The sequence below is a fragment of the Kineococcus sp. GCM10028916 genome (assembly GCF_042674865.1).
Taxonomy (GTDB): Bacteria; Actinomycetota; Actinomycetes; order Actinomycetales; family Kineococcaceae; genus Kineococcus.
The window spans coordinates 770,144-788,022 of sequence record NZ_JBHTFM010000003.1 but is presented as its reverse complement, the minus strand read 5'-3'; the positions used below and the strand labels follow the sequence as shown (position 1 = coordinate 788,022).

General features: G+C 72.6%; 17 protein-coding genes. 6 read left to right on the top strand and 11 right to left on the bottom strand.

The annotated features are described in order from the left end of the window. Positions 1 to 68: 68 nt before the first annotated feature. From proC to ACFQ46_RS06310, 3 genes are read right to left on the bottom strand one after another with little or no spacing between them, the layout of a single operon-like run. Positions 69 to 836, bottom strand: coding sequence for a pyrroline-5-carboxylate reductase (gene proC / locus ACFQ46_RS06320; protein ID WP_380258453.1), 768 nt, complete (start codon positions 834 to 836; stop codon positions 69 to 71). Between the two features lie 26 nt (positions 837 to 862). After that, positions 863 to 1,690, bottom strand: a complete 828-nt coding sequence (locus ACFQ46_RS06315; protein ID WP_380258234.1) for a sugar phosphate isomerase/epimerase family protein — start codon at positions 1,688 to 1,690, stop codon at positions 863 to 865. Between the two features lies 1 nt (position 1,691). Next, positions 1,692 to 2,660, bottom strand: a complete 969-nt coding sequence (locus ACFQ46_RS06310) for a Ppx/GppA family phosphatase (protein WP_380258232.1) — start codon at positions 2,658 to 2,660, stop codon at positions 1,692 to 1,694. Between the two features lie 54 nt (positions 2,661 to 2,714). Between ACFQ46_RS06310 and ACFQ46_RS06305 the strand changes: the two genes are divergently transcribed. Together ACFQ46_RS06305 and ACFQ46_RS06300 are read left to right on the top strand one after the other, a co-directional pair. Continuing rightward, the gene (locus ACFQ46_RS06305; protein WP_380258230.1) at positions 2,715 to 3,533 is read left to right on the top strand and encodes a hypothetical protein; all 819 of its coding nucleotides are present in this window, start codon (positions 2,715 to 2,717) and stop codon (positions 3,531 to 3,533) included. Then, positions 3,530 to 4,219: a class I SAM-dependent methyltransferase gene (locus ACFQ46_RS06300; protein ID WP_380258228.1), complete on the top strand. Its 690-nt coding sequence runs from the start codon at positions 3,530 to 3,532 to the stop codon at positions 4,217 to 4,219. Before ACFQ46_RS06305 ends, ACFQ46_RS06300 begins: the two co-directional genes overlap by 4 nt. Here ACFQ46_RS06300 and ACFQ46_RS06295 read toward each other — a convergent pair. Both ACFQ46_RS06295 and ACFQ46_RS06290 read right to left on the bottom strand, forming a co-directional pair. Continuing rightward, on the bottom strand, positions 4,186 to 5,973 hold the full coding sequence (locus ACFQ46_RS06295) for a putative bifunctional diguanylate cyclase/phosphodiesterase (protein WP_380258226.1): 1,788 nt from the start codon (positions 5,971 to 5,973) through the stop codon (positions 4,186 to 4,188). The two genes, ACFQ46_RS06300 and ACFQ46_RS06295, sit on opposite strands and share 34 nt — an antisense overlap. After that, positions 5,970 to 7,136, bottom strand: a complete 1,167-nt coding sequence (locus ACFQ46_RS06290) for a diguanylate cyclase domain-containing protein (protein ID WP_380258224.1) — start codon at positions 7,134 to 7,136, stop codon at positions 5,970 to 5,972. Before ACFQ46_RS06290 ends, ACFQ46_RS06295 begins: the two co-directional genes overlap by 4 nt. 118 nt (positions 7,137 to 7,254) lie before the next feature. Here ACFQ46_RS06290 and ACFQ46_RS06285 point away from each other — a divergent pair, with 118 nt between their 5' ends. From ACFQ46_RS06285 to disA, 3 genes are all read left to right on the top strand, one after another. After that, entirely contained in the window at positions 7,255 to 7,620 is a 366-nt protein-coding gene (locus ACFQ46_RS06285; RefSeq protein ID WP_328294533.1) for a hypothetical protein, read from the top strand. A gap of 95 nt (positions 7,621 to 7,715) precedes the next feature. Continuing rightward, a complete protein-coding gene (gene radA / locus ACFQ46_RS06280; RefSeq protein ID WP_380258221.1) occupies positions 7,716 to 9,134 on the top strand; it encodes a DNA repair protein RadA in 1,419 nt (472 codons plus the stop codon). Positions 9,135 to 9,234: 100 nt separating this feature from the next. Next, the gene (gene disA / locus ACFQ46_RS06275) at positions 9,235 to 10,314 is read left to right on the top strand and encodes a DNA integrity scanning diadenylate cyclase DisA (RefSeq protein ID WP_380258219.1); all 1,080 of its coding nucleotides are present in this window, start codon (positions 9,235 to 9,237) and stop codon (positions 10,312 to 10,314) included. A gap of 33 nt (positions 10,315 to 10,347) precedes the next feature. Here the strand turns inward: disA and ACFQ46_RS06270 are convergent, their stop codons facing one another. Further along, positions 10,348 to 11,031 (bottom strand): hypothetical protein, encoded by a 684-nt coding sequence (locus tag ACFQ46_RS06270; protein ID WP_380258217.1) that lies wholly within the window; start codon positions 11,029 to 11,031, stop codon positions 10,348 to 10,350. Between the two features lie 64 nt (positions 11,032 to 11,095). Between ACFQ46_RS06270 and ACFQ46_RS06265 the strand changes: the two genes are divergently transcribed. Beyond that, positions 11,096 to 11,992 (top strand): A/G-specific adenine glycosylase, encoded by an 897-nt coding sequence (locus ACFQ46_RS06265; protein ID WP_380258215.1) that lies wholly within the window; start codon positions 11,096 to 11,098, stop codon positions 11,990 to 11,992. A gap of 7 nt (positions 11,993 to 11,999) precedes the next feature. Here the strand turns inward: ACFQ46_RS06265 and arfB are convergent, their stop codons facing one another. From arfB to ACFQ46_RS06240, 5 genes are all read right to left on the bottom strand, one after another. Next, a complete protein-coding gene (gene arfB / locus ACFQ46_RS06260; protein WP_328294528.1) occupies positions 12,000 to 12,425 on the bottom strand; it encodes an alternative ribosome rescue aminoacyl-tRNA hydrolase ArfB in 426 nt (141 codons plus the stop codon). A 34-nt stretch (positions 12,426 to 12,459) separates the two neighbouring features. Next, positions 12,460 to 13,893, bottom strand: a complete 1,434-nt coding sequence (locus tag ACFQ46_RS06255) for a gluconate:H+ symporter (RefSeq protein WP_380258213.1) — start codon at positions 13,891 to 13,893, stop codon at positions 12,460 to 12,462. 14 nt (positions 13,894 to 13,907) lie between these two features. Beyond that, positions 13,908 to 14,405 (bottom strand): gluconokinase, encoded by a 498-nt coding sequence (locus ACFQ46_RS06250; RefSeq protein ID WP_380258211.1) that lies wholly within the window; start codon positions 14,403 to 14,405, stop codon positions 13,908 to 13,910. Beyond that, positions 14,402 to 14,947 (bottom strand): amino-acid N-acetyltransferase, encoded by a 546-nt coding sequence (locus tag ACFQ46_RS06245; protein ID WP_328294525.1) that lies wholly within the window; start codon positions 14,945 to 14,947, stop codon positions 14,402 to 14,404. Before ACFQ46_RS06245 ends, ACFQ46_RS06250 begins: the two co-directional genes overlap by 4 nt. 192 nt (positions 14,948 to 15,139) lie before the next feature. Next, the gene (locus tag ACFQ46_RS06240; protein WP_380258209.1) at positions 15,140 to 17,641 is read right to left on the bottom strand and encodes an ATP-dependent Clp protease ATP-binding subunit; all 2,502 of its coding nucleotides are present in this window, start codon (positions 17,639 to 17,641) and stop codon (positions 15,140 to 15,142) included. Between the last annotated feature and the right edge of the window lie 238 nt (positions 17,642 to 17,879).

The window sequence follows — 17,879 nt, the reverse complement described above, 5'->3', positions numbered from 1 at the left end:
GAAGTCGTAGCGGTTGAAGGCCGGGTCCCAGACGACCTGCACGTTCTCGGGGGCCGAGCGGTCGGGAGTCACTGGCCCGACAACTGCCTCGAACGGGCCGCGGCCGCCTCCACGGCCGAGACCAGCGCGGCCCGGACCCCGGAGTCGTCCAGCTGCCGCAGGGCCGCGGCCGTCGTGCCCGCGGGCGAGGTGACCTGCTCGCGCAGGACGGTGGGGTGCTGACCCGTCTCCCGCAGCATGGCGCCCGCACCCACGACCGTCTGCACGACGAGCTCCGTCGCCGTCGCGCGCGGCAGCCCCAGCAGCACCCCGGCCTCGACCATCGCCTCCACGACGTAGAACACGTAGGCGGGGCCCGAACCGCTCAACGCGGTCACGGCGTCCAGGTGCTTCTCGGCCAGCACGACGGTCCTCCCGCAGGAGCGCAGCAGGTCCTCGGCCTCGGCGAGCTGCTCGTCACCGCAGGCGGACCCGCCCGCGATCCCGGCCATCCCCTCGTCCACCAGCGACGGCGTGTTCGGCATGACCCGCACCACCGCCGTGCCCGCCGCCAACCGCGCCTCGATGGCCGCCGTCGTCACCCCGGCCGCGAGCGAGACGACCAGCGCGTCCGGCGCGAGGTGGTCGGCGATCGAGTCCAGCAGGCTCAGCAGGTCCTGCGGCTTCACCGCGAGCAGGACCGTCGAGGCGCCCGCGACCGCGCTCACGTCGTCCACGACGCGGACCCCGAACCGTTCGTGCAGCTCCTTCGACCGGCCCGCGCGGCGGTCCACGACCAGGACGCTCCCCGGGTCGCGGCCCGCGCGCAGCAGCCCCCCGAGCAGGGTCTGCCCCATCACCCCGGCCCCGACCAGTGCGAGCGTCACGCCGTCACCTCGGGGGTGCGGGCCAGGTTCGTCCGGGCGAACTCGAGCGTGCGGGCCAGGGCACGTTCGCGCGCGGCCCGTCCCCGCGCCCTGCGGGTGTTCACCTCGGCCACCACCTGTCCCCGGAACCCGGTGCGCGCCAGCTCGGCCAGCGCCGCCGCGACGGGCTGCATCCCGTCGCCGGGCACCAGGTGCTCGTCCTTGGCCGACCCCGTCCCGTCGCAGAGGTGGACGTGGGCGAGGCGTGGCCCGAAGTCCTTCGTCAGCTCCAGGCAGTCCTGGCCCGACGTCGCCGCGTGGCTGTAGTCGAGGGTGAGGTTGCGGTAGCCCATCGCGGTGGGGTCCCAGCTCGGGGCGTAGGCGGTGATCTCCCGTCCCCGGGCCCGCCAGGGGAACATGTTCTCCACGGCGAGGATGATCCCGGTCCGGTCCTCCAGCGCCTCGATCCCGGCGACGAAACCCGTCGCGTACTGGCGCTGCCAGCGGAACGGCGGGTGCACGACGACGGTGCCGGCCCCCAGCTCGGCCGCGAGTTCGCAGCTCCTCTCGAGCTTGCCCCACGGACCGCCACCACCCCAGATCCCCTGGGTCAGCAGCAGCGTCGGCGCGTGGATCGAGAGCACCGGCACCTCGTAGTGCTCCACGAGGCGGCGCAGCGCGGCCGCGTCCTGGCTCACCGGGTCGGTCCAGACCATCACCTCGACGCCGTCGTAGCCCAGCCGGGAGGCGATCTCGAAGGCCGCCGTCGTGGACTCCGGGTAGGAGCAGGACGTCGACAGGCCGACGGGGACGTGTCCGGGATCGGGATCGCTCACGCGCGCCACGCTAGAACGCCGCCACGGCGGAACGGTCGCCCACCCCGCCGGCGGCCGCGATCGCGTCGAGGCGGCGCAGGATGATCCCCTCGCGCAGCGCCCACGGGCAGACCAGCGCCTGCTCGACCCCGAGGAGCTCGAAGGCCGCCTCGGCGACCAGCGCCCCGGCAAGGACCTGCGGGGCCCGCTCGGCGCTGACGCCGGCCAGCTCGACCCGCTGCTTCACCCGCATCTCCGCCAGCCGCGGGATCCACGGCGACAGGTCGGCCAGGCGCAGCTCCCGGCGCACCGTGGGCCCCTCGCCGCTGGGCGCGGCCCCGCACAGGCGGGCCAGGCTGCGGAAGGTCTTGCTCGTCACGACGACGCGGTCGGGGACGCCGGCGCGGGTGACGTCGCGCACGCGGGAGGCGATCTGACGACGGACGTAGCGGCGGGCGTCGCGGACCTCCGTCGGGCCCGGCGGGTCACCGGCGAGGAGGTCGCGGGTGAGACGCCCGGCTCCCAGCGGCAGCGAGAAGGAGACGTCGGGCGCCTCGTCGAGACCCGCGGCGATCTCCAGGGAGCCGCCGCCGATGTCCAGCACCAGCAGCCGCCCGGCCGACCAACCGAACCAGCGGCGGACGGCGAGGAACGTCAGGTCGGCCTCGGCCGTGCCCGGCAGGACCTGCAACCGGATCCCGGTGGCCGCCTCGACGTGGTCCAGGACGGCCTCGCCGTTGACGGCTTCGCGCACCGCGCTCGTCGCGAAGGCCAGGAACTCCTCCACCCCGGCGTCCTCGGCCGCGGCGGAGGCGGCCGCCACGGCGTCGGTGAGCGCGCTGATCCCCGGGTCGTCGATCGCCCCCTCGGGGGTCAGGTGCTCGGCCAGCCGCAGCAGCCGACGCATCGAGTTCGCCGCCAGGGGCTGTGCCCCCGGGTGGGCGTCGACCACGAGGAGGTGGACCGTGTTGGAGCCCACGTCGAGAACGCCCAAACGCATTCCGCGACCCTATGGGACGCCACGCCACCCCCAGAACACGCTTACCCTGCAGCGGTGAGCGAGGAGACACCGCTGGACACCGCCCGCCTGTGGGTGGAGTTCCCCGACCCCGACGACGTCGAGCGCGGTCTCTCCGCCGAGGAGGGCGCCGACACCGTCTACCGGATCGACCTCACCTGGCTGACGAGCGACTACACCTGCATCTTCGGCAACGGCTGCCCCGGCATCTACGCCGACCGCCCCGACGTCGGCTGCTGCGCGCTCGGCGCCCACTTCACCGAGAAGGCCGACGAGAAGCGCGTCGCGAAGATCGTGAAGAAGCTCACCCCGGAGACCTGGCAGTTCTTCGAGGAGGGTCAGAAGGAGAACGGCGGCTGGACCGAGGTCGAGGACGGCGCCCGCAAGACCCGCGTCCACCAGGGTGGCTGCATCCTCGCCAACCGGCCCGGTTTCGCCGCCGGGGCCGGCTGCGCCCTGCACCAGCAGGCCCTGCGCGACGGCGTCGACCCGCTGGAGCACAAGCCCGACGTCTGCTGGCAGCTGCCGCTGAAGCGCTCCTACCGCACGGTCACCCGCGGCGACGGGACCACCTACCTCGAGGTCAGCATCGCCGAGTACGACCGGCGCGGCTGGGGCGAGGGCGGCCACGACCTCGACTGGTACTGCACCGGCAACCCCGCCGCCCACATCGGCACCCGGCCGGTGTTCCGCAGTTGCGAGAACGAACTGCGCGAGATGATCGGCGACCGCCCCTACGAGGAACTCGCGCGGCACTGCGAGGCCCTCGTGTCGCGATCGCGCGACGGTTCCGCGCACCGGCGCCTCCTGCCCCTCACCGTCCACCCCGCCGACCCGGGCCGTGCCGGCCGGTGAGCGGTTCGGTCATCCCCAGCCCGAACGTCTGGAACTCCCCCGACGTCTACGAGCTGGAGAACCTGGCGTTCGACCGCGGCGGGCTCCTCGAGGCGGCCGTGCGCCGCACGCACGACTGGTCGGGGGCCGACGTCCTCGACGTCGGCTGCGGCACGGGGTTCCACCTCCCGCGGTTCGCGGAGCGGGCCCGCTCGGTCACCGGCGTCGAACCCCACCCCCCGTTGCTGCGCCGTGCGCTGCACCGGGTCCGCGGGATCGACGGGGTCCGCGTCCTGCACGGCGAGGCCGGCGCGCTGCCGCTGCCGGACGCGAGCGTCGACGTCGTGCACGCGCGCTGGGCCTACTTCTTCGGCCCGGGCTGCGAACCCGGCCTCGCCGAGCTCGACCGGGTCGTGCGCCGCGGCGGGACGGCGTTCGTCGTCGACAACGACGCGACCCGCTCCACCTTCGGGCGCTGGTTCCAGCGGTCGCTGCCGCGCTACGACGCCGTCGCGGTCGACCGGTTCTTCGCGCGGCGCGGGTGGTCCGTGCAACGCCTCGACGTCGCCTGGGAGTTCGAGCGCCGCGAGGACCTCGAGGCCGTCGTCGGCATCGAGTTCCCCCCGCGCCAGGCGCAGGAGATCCTCGCCGAGCACGCCGGGACCCGCGTGGACTACGCCGTCGTGCTGCGGTCCCGGGAGTTCTGAGCCTCCACCGCGAGGTGCTGCCGCGCGTCCGCGAGCGCCAGCGGCCGGGCGAAGAGGTAGCCCTGTCCCCACGTGCACCCCGCCCCCCGGACGACGGCGTGGGACTGGTCGGTCTCGATGCCCTCGGCCACGGTCACCAGACCCAGCGCCGAGCTCAGCGTGACGATGCCGGAGAGGACCGCGGCCCCGACGGCGTCGGCGTGGTCGTCCACGAACGACTTGTCGATCTTGAGGATGTCGACGGGCAGCCGGCGCAGGTAGGACAGCGAGGAGTACCCCGTCCCGAAGTCGTCGAGGGCGATCAGCACGCCGAGGGACCGCAGCTGCTGCAACGTGTTCCCCGCCGCGGAGAGGTCGGCGACGGCGACGCTCTCGGTGACCTCGAGGCAGAGCCGCGAGGGTTCCACCCCGTGCCGCCGCAACGCCTGCGCGACGTCGTCGACGATCCCCGGCCGGCGCAGCTGGTGCCCGGAGAGGTTGACGCTGATCTCGAGGTCGTCGCGTCCGGAGGAACGCTGCAGGTCCACCGCGGCGGCGAGCGCGGTGTCCAGGACGAACGCCCCGAGCGCGATGATCGTGTCCGACTCCTCGGCGATCGCGACGAACACCGAGGGCGGGACGGACCCGCGGGTGGGGTGGTCCCAGCGCACGAGGGCCTCGAAGCCGACCGTCGCGGACCGCTCGAGGTCGACCAGCGGCTGGTAGAGCACCCGCAGTCCCTCCCCGTCGGCGTCGAGCGCCCGCCGCAGGTCCGCCGCCAGCTCGGCCCGGTCGTGGGCGCTGTCGAGCAGGCTGCGCGAGAACGGGATCCAGCGGTCGCGGCCGCCGGACTTCGCGGCCGTCACCGCGACCCCGGCCTGCTGGAACAACTGCCGTCCGGCCTCGTCCGCGTCGGCGGGCGCGTCGGCCACCGACAGCACGGCCGTCCCGACGCTGGCGGTGATCGCCACCGTCCGGCCGAGGACGGACAGGGGCTCGCGGACCGCGTCGACGGCGCGGTCGGCCAGGACGGGCAGGGCCCGGTGGACCTCGGGTTCGGCACCGCGCAGCAGCACGGCGAACTCGTCGCCGTCGAGGCGGTGGAGCCGCCCACCCCCGCCGCCAACGTTCCCGACGACGTCGGTCAGGCGCTCCGCGATCCGGCAGACGACCTCGTCGCCGACCGCGTGACCGTGCCGGTCGTTGACGGCCTTCAGCCCGTCCAGGCTCAGCACCAGCAACGCGGTGTCGTCCCCGGCGTGCAGGGCGGCGCGGAACCCGTCGAAGAGCTCACGCCGGTTGGGCAGTCCGGTCAGCGGGTCGTGGGCGGCGAGGTGGCGCAGCGCCTCGACGTTGCGCTTGTCCTCGGTGATGTCCCGGGCGTTCCAGACGACCCCGCCGACCCCGCGGACGTGGCGGGCGTCGCTGAAGCGGACGCGGCACCAGCGGACCTCGCCCGTGGCGCGCACGACGAAGCGGTGCTCGCTGTCGACGGGCCCGGCCCCCATGACGCACGCGGCCAGGAGGCGTGCGCGGGCCGCGTCGCGGTCCTCGGGCACGACCCAGTCGAAGGCGTCACTGCCGACCAGTGCCCACCGGTCGAGGTCCCAGCGCCGGCTGAAGGTGGGCGAGGTGAAGGACACCCGTCCGCTCGGGTCGGTGACCAGGACCTCGTCGCTGGCCTCGCGGGCGAGCGCCTCGTAGCTGGGTGAGACGGCGGGCAGGCCGAGCGCGCGCAGCGTCTCCCCCAGCCGCAGGAACGGGGCGCGCCTCACCGGGTCGCCGCCAGCACGCGGTCGCGGCCGGCGGACTTCGCCGCGTAGACGGCGTCGTCCGCGGCGGCCAGCGCGCTCTTCCACGTCCCCACGGCCACCCCGACGCTGATGGTCACGACGTCGCCGCCGTCGGGGCGGGAGGGGTGCGGGCGGGCGAGGTCGCGCACGGCAGCGCGCAGCCGCTCACCCGCGGCGAGGACGTCCTCACGGTCGGCGCCTTCGAGCAGCACGGCGAACTCCTCCCCACCGAAGCGGGCCACGACGTCCCCCGGCCGCGCGTGGGCGGCGAGGGTCTCCGCCACCAGCGTGAGGCACCGGTCGCCCTCGAGGTGTCCGAACGCGTCGTTGTAGGCCTTGAAGTGGTCGACGTCGACCACGAGGACCCCGACGGAGGTGCCCTCGGCGGGCAGCCGCTGCTGCAGCCCGCGCCGGTTCAGCAGGCCCGTCATCTCGTCGCGGTGGGCGGCCTCGTCGAGCGCCGCGATGAGCTCCTCGCGTTCCGCGTCCAGCGCGCGCTCACGGCGCTCGGCGAGGAAGCGGGCCCGGTCGCTGCTCTCCACGCTGCCGGCCATCACGAGGCCGAACATCCCGCTGACGGCGACCGCGAGCAGCGCCGCGACCTGGGTCGCCGCGGCGTCGGCCCCGATGAGGGCCTGCCCCCAGGCGACGGCGGCGAGCATGGCGACGAGGGAGGCGGCGGCACGCCGGACGTCGGAGCGCAGCAGGGTCACGAAGAACACGACGACGATGAAGGCGCCTCCGAAGTAGGCGCCCCCCAGGGCCGCCGGGGCTCGGTACTGGACGGCGGCGATCGCGAGCACCACGAGCACGGCGGCCGCGGCGACGAGCGGGCCGTCGATGCCCGAGGCCGGTTCGGCGCGCAGCCGCCGGTTCCGGACGACGAGACCGGTCAGCACGAGCGGCGTCACGATCCCCAGGCGCAGCAGCAGCGAGAAGGCCAGGACCTGCGGGGCGAGGGCGAGGTCGACGAGGGCGTAGACGTCGAACATGACCAGCCCCAGCAGGGCCGTCGGGACGAAGTACCGCGAGCGGGCCCGGTTGCGGGCACGCTGGAAGTCCCGCTCGAGGTCTCCCTCGAACAGTTGCCACCCCACGACGCGTTCCCCCGGCACCCAGTGGGTGTCGACCGGTCCGGCACGCAACCCCAGAGGTCCTCACCCACGCGGCGTAGGAGTCGGCGTGGACGTCGGCGTGGACGTCGGAGGGAAGCAGTTGCGACCTGGGTCGTCACGGAGGGTCCTGACGGTGGATGATGGAGGCATGAGCGCGCACGCCACCCCGCCGGTCCAGCACGAGGAACAGCGGGCGCTGGCCCCCATGAAGTGGACGAGGCCCACACCCGGGACGGTCCTGGCCCTGGGCATCTGGGTCGTGGGCCTGGTCCTGGCGGGGGTCGTCCCGCTGCTCCTGCTGGGGGCGAACCCCTACGAGGCGGCGCCGGGCGCCCGGATCGTCGTCGGGTTGGCCTTCACCCTCGCCGGCGCGCTCGTCATGGTCTTCTCGGCCTACCTGCTCTACCGCAAGAGCGGCAGCATCGGCGCCGCGATCCTCGCCTTCGTTCCGAGCTTCGTCTTCGCCACGCTGGGCATCCTGATGACCACGATGAAGGTCCTCTACGGGGTCTGACCCGCCACTCCGCTCCGACACGGCCCGCTCTCCCCTCCGGGAGGGCGGGCCGTGTCGTGTCCCCTCTGTCGGAGCCGCCGTCTACGGTTCCTGACGTGCCTGTGAAGACCACCAGCAAGACCGCCCGACCCTCCTACCGCTGCACCGAGTGCGGCTGGAGCACGGCGAAGTGGGTCGGGCGCTGCGGGGAGTGCCAGGCCTGGAGCACCGTCGAGGAGGTCGGGTCGACGCGGGTCGTGGGTCTGCGGGCCTCCGCCACGGGCAGCGCACCGGTCCGGCCCGCGCGGCGCATCTCCGAGATCAGCAGCGCCGAGGTGAAGAACCGGCTCAGCACGGGACTGACGGAGTTCGACCGGGTCCTCGGGGGCGGCCTCGTCCCCGGACAGGTGCTGCTGCTCTCGGGTGAGCCGGGGGCCGGGAAGAGCACCCTGCTGCTGACCACGGCGGACAGCGTGGCGAAGTCGACGGGACGCCCCGTGCTCTACGTCTCGGGCGAGGAGTCGGTCGAGCAGATCGCGGTGCGGGCCCGCCGGATCGGCGCGACGTCGGAGCACCTCTACCTCGCCGACACCAACGACCTCGCCGAGGCGATCGGCCACCTCGACGCCCTCGGCCCCGACGTCGCGCTGGTCATCGTGGACTCCGTGCAGACGATGGCCTCGGGCGACGTCGAGGGGCGTGCCGGCGGGGTGACGCAGGTGATGGAGGTCGCGAGCACCCTCACGCGACTCGCCAAGTCCCGCGGCATCGCGCACTGCCTCGTCGGCCAGGTGACCAAGGAGTCCACGGTCGCCGGGCCCCGGGCCCTCGAGCACGTCGTCGACACGACGCTGGCGCTGGAGGGCGACCGCCAGACCACGCTGCGGCTGCTGCGGGCCGTCAAGAACCGCTACGGCGCGGCCGACGAGATCGCCTGCTTCGAGCAGACCGACGCCGGGATGGTCGAGGTGCCCGACCCCAGCGGCCTGTTCCGCGCCTCCCGCGAGCAGCCCGTCCCGGGGACCTGCATCACGGTGACGGTCGAGGGCCGGCGCCCGCTGATCGCCGAGATCCAGGCGCTGGTCTCGCCGACGAACGCCCCCAACCCCCGCCGCGGGGTCAGCGGCCTCGACGTCTCCCGGGTGGGGATGCTCATCGCCGTCACCGACCGGATCGCGAAGGTCCGCCTCTACGACAAGGACGTCTACGCCGCGACCGTCGGCGGGATGCGCTCCAGCGACCCGGGCAGCGACCTGGCGATCTGCCTGGCGATCACCTCCGCGGCCCAGGAGTTCGCGCTGCCGCTGGACGTCGCGGCCATCGGGGAGGTCTCGCTCTCCGGCGACATCCGCCGGGTCACGATGCTCGGGCCGCGCATCGCCGAGGCCGCGCGGCTAGGGCACCGCAGGATCCTCGCGCCGCCGGGGGCCAAGGAGGCCGTCAGCGCGACCAAGGCGAAGGCGGCGATCATCGAGGTCGCGACCATCCGCGAGGCCCTCGAAGCGCTCCGCGCACTGCGCCCCGACGACGTCTGAGCCGGTTCCGCGAGGGCGACCCACCCGTCCCACCCGCACCGCGGTTAGACTCCGACCAGGTTCGGATGTGCGCGAGACGATCGTTTTCGGAGGGTGACCCGTGGTCGACCGGACGCCGGACGAGGTCCTGCGGCAGACCCTGGCGATCATCGCGCCCGGGACGGAACTGCGCGACGGTCTCGAGCGCATCCTGCGCGGTCGGACGGGCGCCCTCATCGTGCTCGGTCTGGACCGCGTCGTGGACTCGTTGTGCACCGGGGGTTTCACCCTGGACGTCGAGTTCTCGGCCACCCGGTTGCGGGAACTGGCCAAGATGGACGGTGCGATCGTCCTGGACCGCGACGTGTCCCGGATCGTGCGCGCGGCAGTGCAACTGGTCCCCGACTCCTCGATCGAGACCAGCGAGTCCGGCACCCGGCACCGCACCGCCGAACGCGTCGCGAAGCAGACGGGTTTCCCCGTCATCTCCGTGTCGCAGTCGATGCGGATCGTCGCCGTCTACACCGGGAACCGCCGCTACGTCCTCGAGGGTTCCGACGCGATCCTCGGCCGCGCGAACCAGGCGCTGCAGACCCTCGAGCGCTACCGCGCCCGCCTCGACGAGGTTACGGGCACGCTGTCGGCCCTCGAGATCGAGGACCTCGTGACCGTCCGCGACGTCTGCTCGGTCGTGCAGCGCATCGAGATGGTCTCCCGGATCGCCGACGAGATCTCCGGTTACGTCGTCGAACTCGGGGTCGACGGCCGTCTGCTCTCGCTGCAGCTCGACGAACTCGTCGGCGGGGTCGGTCCCGACCGTGAACTCGTCGTCCGCGACTACCTCGAGGCGAGCCGCTACGAGGGTCCGCTGGAGCAGGTCCTCGAGAACCTCGCCGGGTTGCACCAGTCCGACCTCGTGGACCTCGCGCAGGTCGCGCGCGTCCTCGGGTTCTCCGTCGGGGGCGACTCCCTCGACTCCGCGGTGAGCCCCAAGGGTTTCCGCCTGCTCAACCGGGTCCCGCGGTTGCCCGGCGCCATCGTGGAACGTCTCGTCGACCAGTTCGGCGACCTGCAGAAGCTGCTCGCGGCGAGCATCGACGACCTCATGACCGTCGACGGTGTCGGTGAGCAGCGTGCCCGCGCGGTGCGCGAGGGGCTCTCGCGCCTGGCGGAGAGCTCGATCCTCGAACGCTACGTCTGAGGCTGCGCCCCACGAGGTGGGTCGCGGGGACGGTCAGCTCGTGAGGGCGATCGTGAGGGGTGCGGTCACGATCTGGTCCCACGTCGCCGTCACCGTGTAGTTGCCGTCGGCGACGGCCTGCTGGTCGGGGGGGCAGCCGGCGGCGGAGTGCAGCCGCGACCAGACCGTCGTCATCGCGCGGTTCTTGGACGGCTGGATCGTGTAGACCTGCGACGCCGTGGAGGCCTCGCAGTCGGCCGTGGACCACACCTGGGCACCCGACGCGTCGGTCGCCACGAGGCCCCGCACGCCGCTGCCGATCTCGGCGGTGCAGGCGGTCTGGGAGGTGTTGGTCACGGTGAGCACGAACCGCGGGGCCTTGCCGGGGCCGTAGGTGGTGGCGTCGGAGGTGAGGGCGACGTTCAGCGCGGCGGGTTCGCACGGGGCGACCGCCCCGGTGCCGGTCGCCGTCGGCGACCCGGTCGCGCTGCCGGTGGGGCTGTCCGTGGGGGTGGCGCCGGGCGAGGTGCTGGGACCGGGGGCGGCGGTGAGGGTGGAGGCGACCTGGCTGGGGTCGAGCTTCTGGCCCTGGGCCGCGGCGTCGTCGGTGGCGGTGAGAGCGCGGATCCCGACGACGGCGAGCACGATGACCACGAGCAGTACGACGATGGTCACCAGGCGTCGTCGCCAGTAGATGCCCTTGTCCTCAGGTCCGACGGGGTGCAGGACGCTGCTCACCGGGGAAAGGTAGGTGCCCGGCGTGTCGGGCGACGGGAGGCGCGCCGTGCGACGATCCCCCGCGATGACTACCACCACCCCGGACCACGTCCTGGACCTGCACGACACGGTCCTGGACTGGTACACCGACCACGCCCGCGACCTGCCGTGGCGCGCGCCCGACCGCTCGCCCTGGGGGGTCCTGGTGAGCGAGGTGATGCTGCAGCAGACCCCCGTCGTCCGGGTGCTGCCGCAGTGGGAGGCGTGGATGCAGCGCTGGCCGACGCCCACCGACCTGGCCGCCGACCCGCCCGGCGAGGCCGTGCGGATGTGGAACCGGCTCGGCTACCCGCGCCGGGCGCTGCGCCTGCACGCGGCGGCCGTCGCGATCCGCGACGAGCACGGTGGTCTCGTCCCCTCCGAGCACGCGCAGCTGCTGTCGCTGCCGGGCGTCGGCGCCTACACCGCGGCGGCCGTGGCCTCGTTCGCGTTCGGGCAGCAGCACGCCGTCGTCGACACGAACGTCCGCCGGGTGCACGCCCGTGCGGTGACCGGGACGGCAGAACCGGCCGCCTCGCTCACCGCGGCCGAGAACCGGCTGGCCGTCGACCTGCTGCCCGACGACGAGGCCACCGCCGCCCGCTGGGCCGTCGCCGTCATGGAGCTCGGGGCGCTGGTCTGCACGGCGCGCTCTCCCTCGTGCGGGCGGTGCCCGTGGGTGTCGCGGTGCGCGTGGGTGCTGGCGGGTCGTCCCGCCCCCACCAGCCCGCCCCGCCGCGGGCAGGCCTGGGCCGGGACCGACCGTCAGGTGCGGGGGAAGCTGCTCGCGGTCCTCCGCGCGTCCTCGGAACCGGTCACCGCGGAGGAGCTCGCCGCCTGTTGGTCGGACGCTGCCCAACGCGGGCGCTGTCTCGACGGGCTGGTGTCCGACGGTCTCGTCGAACCCCTCCCCGACGGCCGCTTCACCCTCCCCCGCTCCTGAGCACGGGTCAGTCGTCGGTGGAGCGGCGCAGGCGTTTGGTGTCGCTGCGCTGACGCTTCGTCTCCAGCCGGCGACGTTGCGAACCCCGGGTGGGTTTCGTGGGTCGCCGCTTGGCCGGCTCGGGGGCGAACGCGGCCGCGAGCTGGCTGCGCAACCGTTCCGCGGCAGCCGCCCGGTTGCGCAGCTGAGCGCGGTGCTCCTGGGCCGCGACGGTGAGGGTGCCGTCGACGAGCCTGCCCTCCAGGCGCCCCAGCGCGCGTTCGCGCAGGTCCTCGGGGACCGACGGCGACCGTTCGAGGTCGAAGGTCAGCTCGACGCGGGAGTCGGTGGTGTTGACACCCTGCCCGCCGGGCCCGCTGGAGCGGGAGAACCGTTCGCGGAGTTCCGCCTCCGGGATCGTCACCCGGCGGTTCACCACGAGGTCGCCGTCCACACCCCCAACCCTCCCACCCCGCCCCGTCCGCGGGTCAGAAGGCCAGGCTGAGGAGCAGGACACCGCCGAGACCGCACACCGAGATGACGGTCTCCATGACCGACCAGCTCTTCAGCGTCTGCCCCACGGTGAGGCCGAAGTACTGCTTGACCAGCCAGAACCCGACGTCGTTGACGTGGGAGAAGAACAGCGAGCCGGCCCCGACGGCCAGGGCCAGCAGGGCGAGGTGGTTGGCGGAGAGGTCCCCCGCGAGCGGGGCCACGATGCCCGCGGCGGTGATCGTGGCGACGGTCGCTGACCCGGTCGCGAGGCGGATGAGGACGGCGACGAGCCAGCCCAGGACCAGCGGCGACAGGCTCAGCGCGGCGGCCTGCTGACCGACGAGGTCGCCGACCTTCGCGTCGATGAGGACCTGCTTGAACCCACCGCCGGCGGCGATGACGAGCAGCGTGGACGCGATCGGCGGCAGCGAGGCGTCGATGGTGGAACCGATCTTGCGGCGGTCCATCCCCACGGCGAGGCCGAGCAGCGGGATGGCGGCGAGGGCGCCGATGAGCAGCGCGACCAGCGGGGTGCCGAGCGCGTAGAGCACGTCGTGGACCGCGTTGCCCTTCTCGGAGACGATCTCGGCGATCGCGCGGGCCAGCATCAGGGCCACCGGCAGCAGCACGACCGTCAGGGTGCCCGCGAAGCTGGGCCGGCGTCCGCCCTCCTCCGCGCCGCCGAGGTCGCCCCCGGAGGTCGGGAGGTGCTCGGCGTCCTGGGGTCCGAAGCGGGACACGAGCGGGGCCAGCAGCGGCCCGGCGATGATGACGGTGGGGATGGCGAGCAGCAGCCCGAACCCGAGGGTCAACCCCAGGTCGGCGTTGAGGTTGGCGATGGCCACCAGCGGCCCGGGGTGCGGCGGGACGAACCCGTGCAGCACGGACAACCCGGCCAGGGCCGGGATGCCGAGGGCCAGGACGGGACGGCCGGTGCGCCGGACGACGAGCAGCACGATCGGGACCAGCAGCACGAGGCCGATCTCGAAGAACAGCGGCAGGCCCACGAGGGCGGCGGCACCGGCCAGCGCCCACGGCAGGCCCTTGGCGGGCACCCGGTCGACGATGCGGTCCACGATGAGGTTCGCCCCGCCGGAGTCGGCGAGGAACCGGCCCAGCACCGCCCCGAGGGCGACGAGGATCCCGACGTCGGCGAACGTCTTGCCCGCCCCGCCGGCGGTCCCGTCGGCGTCGCCGAGACCGATCGAGAAGGACGTCACGATGTCCTGGACCGACAGCCCGGCGACGAGGCCGAGGGCCGCGGAGCCGAGCAGCAGCCCGATGAAGGGGTTCAGCTTGGCCCAGGACACGGACAGGACGACGACGGCGATGCCGAGCAGCGCCGCCACCACCAGCCGGGTGTCGTGCCCCGTCCAGGCGGCGGCCGCCGCGGCCGTGGGGAGTGCGGTCGTCAGGGCGGTCGGCATCGACACCTCCGGGGTCAGAGGTGTCGGAGCACCTCGTTCAGCACGTGATCGGGACCACCCTGCACCCGGACCCGGAACCCGCGCTCGTCGGGGTGGAGGTCTTCGAGGGTGTCCAGCTGGCTGCGCAGCAGCGACGCCGGCATGTAGTGGTTCTTCCGCTCGGCCATCCGCTGCTCCAGGACCTCGGCCGGGACCTGGAGCTCGCAGAAGACGACGGAGGGGTTGTCCTTGGCCAGCAGGTCCCGGTAGACCCGCTTCAGCGCCGAGCAGGTGACGACGACGGACTCCCCCGCGGCCTCCCGCTCCCCGATCCAGTCGGCGATGGACTGCAGCCACGGCCAGCGGTCCTCGTCGGTCAGGGGGTGCCCGGACGCCATCTTGGCGACGTTGGCCTCGGAGTGGAACTCGTCGCCCTCGGCGAAGGTCCAGCCCTTCGACTCCGCGAGGCCTTGCGCCAGCGTCGTCTTCCCGCTGCCGGAGACGCCCATGACGATCACCGTCGTGCTGCTCATCGGTTCCCTCCACCCGCCGCGGGGACGACCCGCAGCATCCTGCTGTTGCCCAACGTGTTCGGTTTGACGCGAGCGAGGTCGAGGAACTCCGCGACCCCCTCGTCGTGGCTGCGGAGCATCTCGGCGTAGACCTCCGGCTCGACCGGGGTCCCCTCGATCTCGACGAAGCCGTGTCGTGCGAAGAACGCGGTCTCGAAGGTGAGGCAGAACAACCGGGTGACCCCGAGGTCGTCCGCGCGCTGCAGCAGCGCCTCGAGGATCCTGCCGCCCGCACCGGACCCTCGGACGGCCGGGTCGACGGCCAGGGTGCGGACCTCGGCGAGGTCCTCCCAGAGCACGTGCATCGCCCCGCACCCCACGACCCGGGCGCCGTTCTCGTCGCGGAGCTCGGCGACGACGAACTCCTGGACGGCTTCGTAGAGGGTGATGAGCTCCTTGCCCAGCAGGATGCGCTGGCGCGCGTAGACCTCGACGAGCCGTCGGACCTCGGGAATGTCTCCCGTCCGGGCGGGACGGACGAGGACGTCGGATCCGGTCGGCACCCCGTGATCCTCCCAGACGCAGTGCGGCGCACGAGCCGGTGGGATCGTTGCCTCCCCGGTCCCACTCGCCGGGAGCGTTGGCCCAACGGTGACGTCGAATGTCCTCGTGGAGTCAACGATCCCCCTCGGGCCGGCGTGGACGCAGAACGGCCCGGCACCCCAGAAGGGTGCCGGGCCGTCGTGCTGGTGAGGTCAGTCCTCGATCGTGTCACCGACGGGGACGGTCACGGGCAGGTCTTCCTTCGAGGTGCCCTCGAAGGTGAACTTCTGCTCGGTCCCTTCGCCCTCGGTGGCCACCGAGATGATCTGGCCGGCGCGGAGTTCGCCGAAGAGGATCTTCTCGGACAGGACGTCCTCGATGTCGCGCTGGATGGTGCGGCGCAACGGACGAGCCCCCAGGACCGGGTCGTAGCCCTTCGTCGCCAGCAGGACCTTCGCCGACGGCGTGAGCTCGATGCCCATGTCCTTGTCCTTCAACCGGTCGTCCACCCGCTTGATGAACAGGTCGACGATCTGGACGATCTCCTCCTGCGTCAGCTGCGGGAACACGACGATGTCATCGACGCGGTTGAGGAACTCGGGCCGGAAGTGCTGCTTGAGCTCGTCGTTGACCTTCGACTTCATCCGGTCGTAGTTCGTCTGCGAGGTCTGCGACCCCGCGGCGAACCCGGTGCCGACGCCCTTGGAGATGTCCCGCGTCCCCAGGTTCGTCGTCATGATGATCACGGTGTTCTTGAAGTCGACCATGCGGCCCTGGGAGTCGGTCAGGCGACCGTCCTCCAGGATCTGCAGCAACGAGTTGAAGATGTCCGGGTGGGCCTTCTCGACCTCGTCGAAGAGCACGACGCTGAAGGGCTTGCGTCGCACCTTCTCCGTCAGCTGACCGCCCTCTTCGTAGCCGACGTAGCCGGGAGGCGAGCCGAAGAGGCGCGAGACGGTGTGCTTCTCGGAGAACTCCGACATGTCCAGCTGGATGAGGGCGTCCTCCTCACCGAAGAGGAACTCCGCCAACGCCTTCGCCAGCTCCGTCTTACCCACACCGGTGGGGCCGGCGAAGATGAAGGAACCACCGGGACGCTTGGGGTCCTTCAACCCCGCGCGGGTGCGTCGGATCGCCTGGGACAGCGCCCTGATGGCGTCGTTCTGGCCGATGACGCGCTTGTGCAGCTCGTCTTCCATGTGGAGCAATCGCGTGGACTCCTCCTCGGTCAACCGGACGACCGGGATGCCCGTGGCGGTGGCCAGGACCTCGGCGATCAGTTCCTCGTCGACCTCGGCGATGACGTCCATGTCGCCGGACTTCCACTGCTTCTCGCGCTCGCCCTTCTGCGCCAGCAGCTTCTTCTCGCCGTCACGCAGGGACGCGGCCTTCTCGAAGTCCTGCGCGTCGATCGCGCTCTCCTTCTCACGGCGGACGTCGGCGATGCGCTCGTCGAACTCGCGCAGGTCCGGCGGTGCGGTCATGCGGCGGATGCGCAACCGGGCGCCGGCCTCGTCGATCAGGTCGATCGCCTTGTCGGGCAGGTAGCGGTCGTTGACGTAGCGGTCGGCCAGCGTCGCGGCCGCGACCAGGGCCGCGTCCGTGATCGAGACGCGGTGGTGGGCCTCGTAGCGGTCGCGCAGACCCTTGAGGATCTCGATGGCGTGGGCCAGCGTCGGCTCCGGGACCTGGATCGGCTGGAAGCGACGCTCCAGGGCCGGGTCCTTCTCGATGTGCTTGCGGAACTCGTCGAGGGTCGTCGCCCCGATGGTCTGCAGCTCACCGCGCGCGAGCATCGGCTTGAGGATCGAGGCGGCGTCGATCGCGCCCTCGGCGGCACCGGCCCCGACGAGGGTGTGGATCTCGTCGATGAACAGGATGATGTCGCCGCGGGTGCGGATCTCCTTGAGGACCTTGCGCAGGCGCTCCTCGAAGTCACCGCGGTAGCGCGAGCCGGCGACGAGGGCGCCGAGGTCGAGCGTGTAGATCTGCTTGTCCTTCAGCGTCTCCGGCACCTCGCCGCGCACGACGGACTGCGCGAGCCCCTCGACGACGGCGGTCTTGCCGACCCCCGGTTCACCGATGAGGATCGGGTTGTTCTTCGTGCGACGGGACAGGACCTGCATGACGCGCTCGATCTGCGGGTCGCGACCGATGACCGGGTCGAGCTTGCCCTCGCGGGCAGCCTGGGTCAGGTTGCGCCCGAACTGGTCGAGGACGAGCGACCCGGACGGGGTGCCCTCCTGGGGACCGCCGGCGGTCGCGGGCTCCTTGCCCTGGTAGCCCGAGAGCAGCTGGATGACCTGCTGCCGCACGCGGTTCAGGTCGGCGCCGAGCTTGACGAGCACCTGGGCGGCGACGCCCTCACCCTCGCGGATGAGGCCGAGCAGGATGTGCTCGGTCCCGATGTAGTTGTGGCCCAGCTGCAGCGCTTCGCGCAGCGACAGCTCGAGGACCTTCTTGGCGCGGGGGGTGAAGGGGATGTGACCGGACGGGGCCTGCTGGCCCTGGCCGATGATCTCCTGGACCTGCTCGCGGACCGCGTCCAGGGAGATGCCCAGCGACTCGAGGGCCTTGGCGGCGACGCCTTCGCCCTCGTGGATCAGGCCGAGCAGGATGTGCTCGGTCCCGATGTAGTTGTGGTTGAGCATCCGGGCCTCTTCTTGGGCCAGGACGACGACCCGTCGGGCGCGGTCGGTGAACCTCTCGAACATGCGGCGCTCCTCGCGGGTGGTCGAGTCCGCGGGAGCAAGTCCCCCACGAACCATTCCGATGCTAGACCCGAGCTCCGACACGTTCACTCCCGTCCGCGTCCTGCGGAGGTTCGTGAGGCGTTCGTGACCCGGTTGTCCTGTCCAACTTGCGCCCCGCACAGGGTGTTCCGCCACCTCGTTCGCCGTTGGCGCAATGCCCGCGAACCCCTCAGGAACGCCGTTGCGCGGCCGGGAGGCG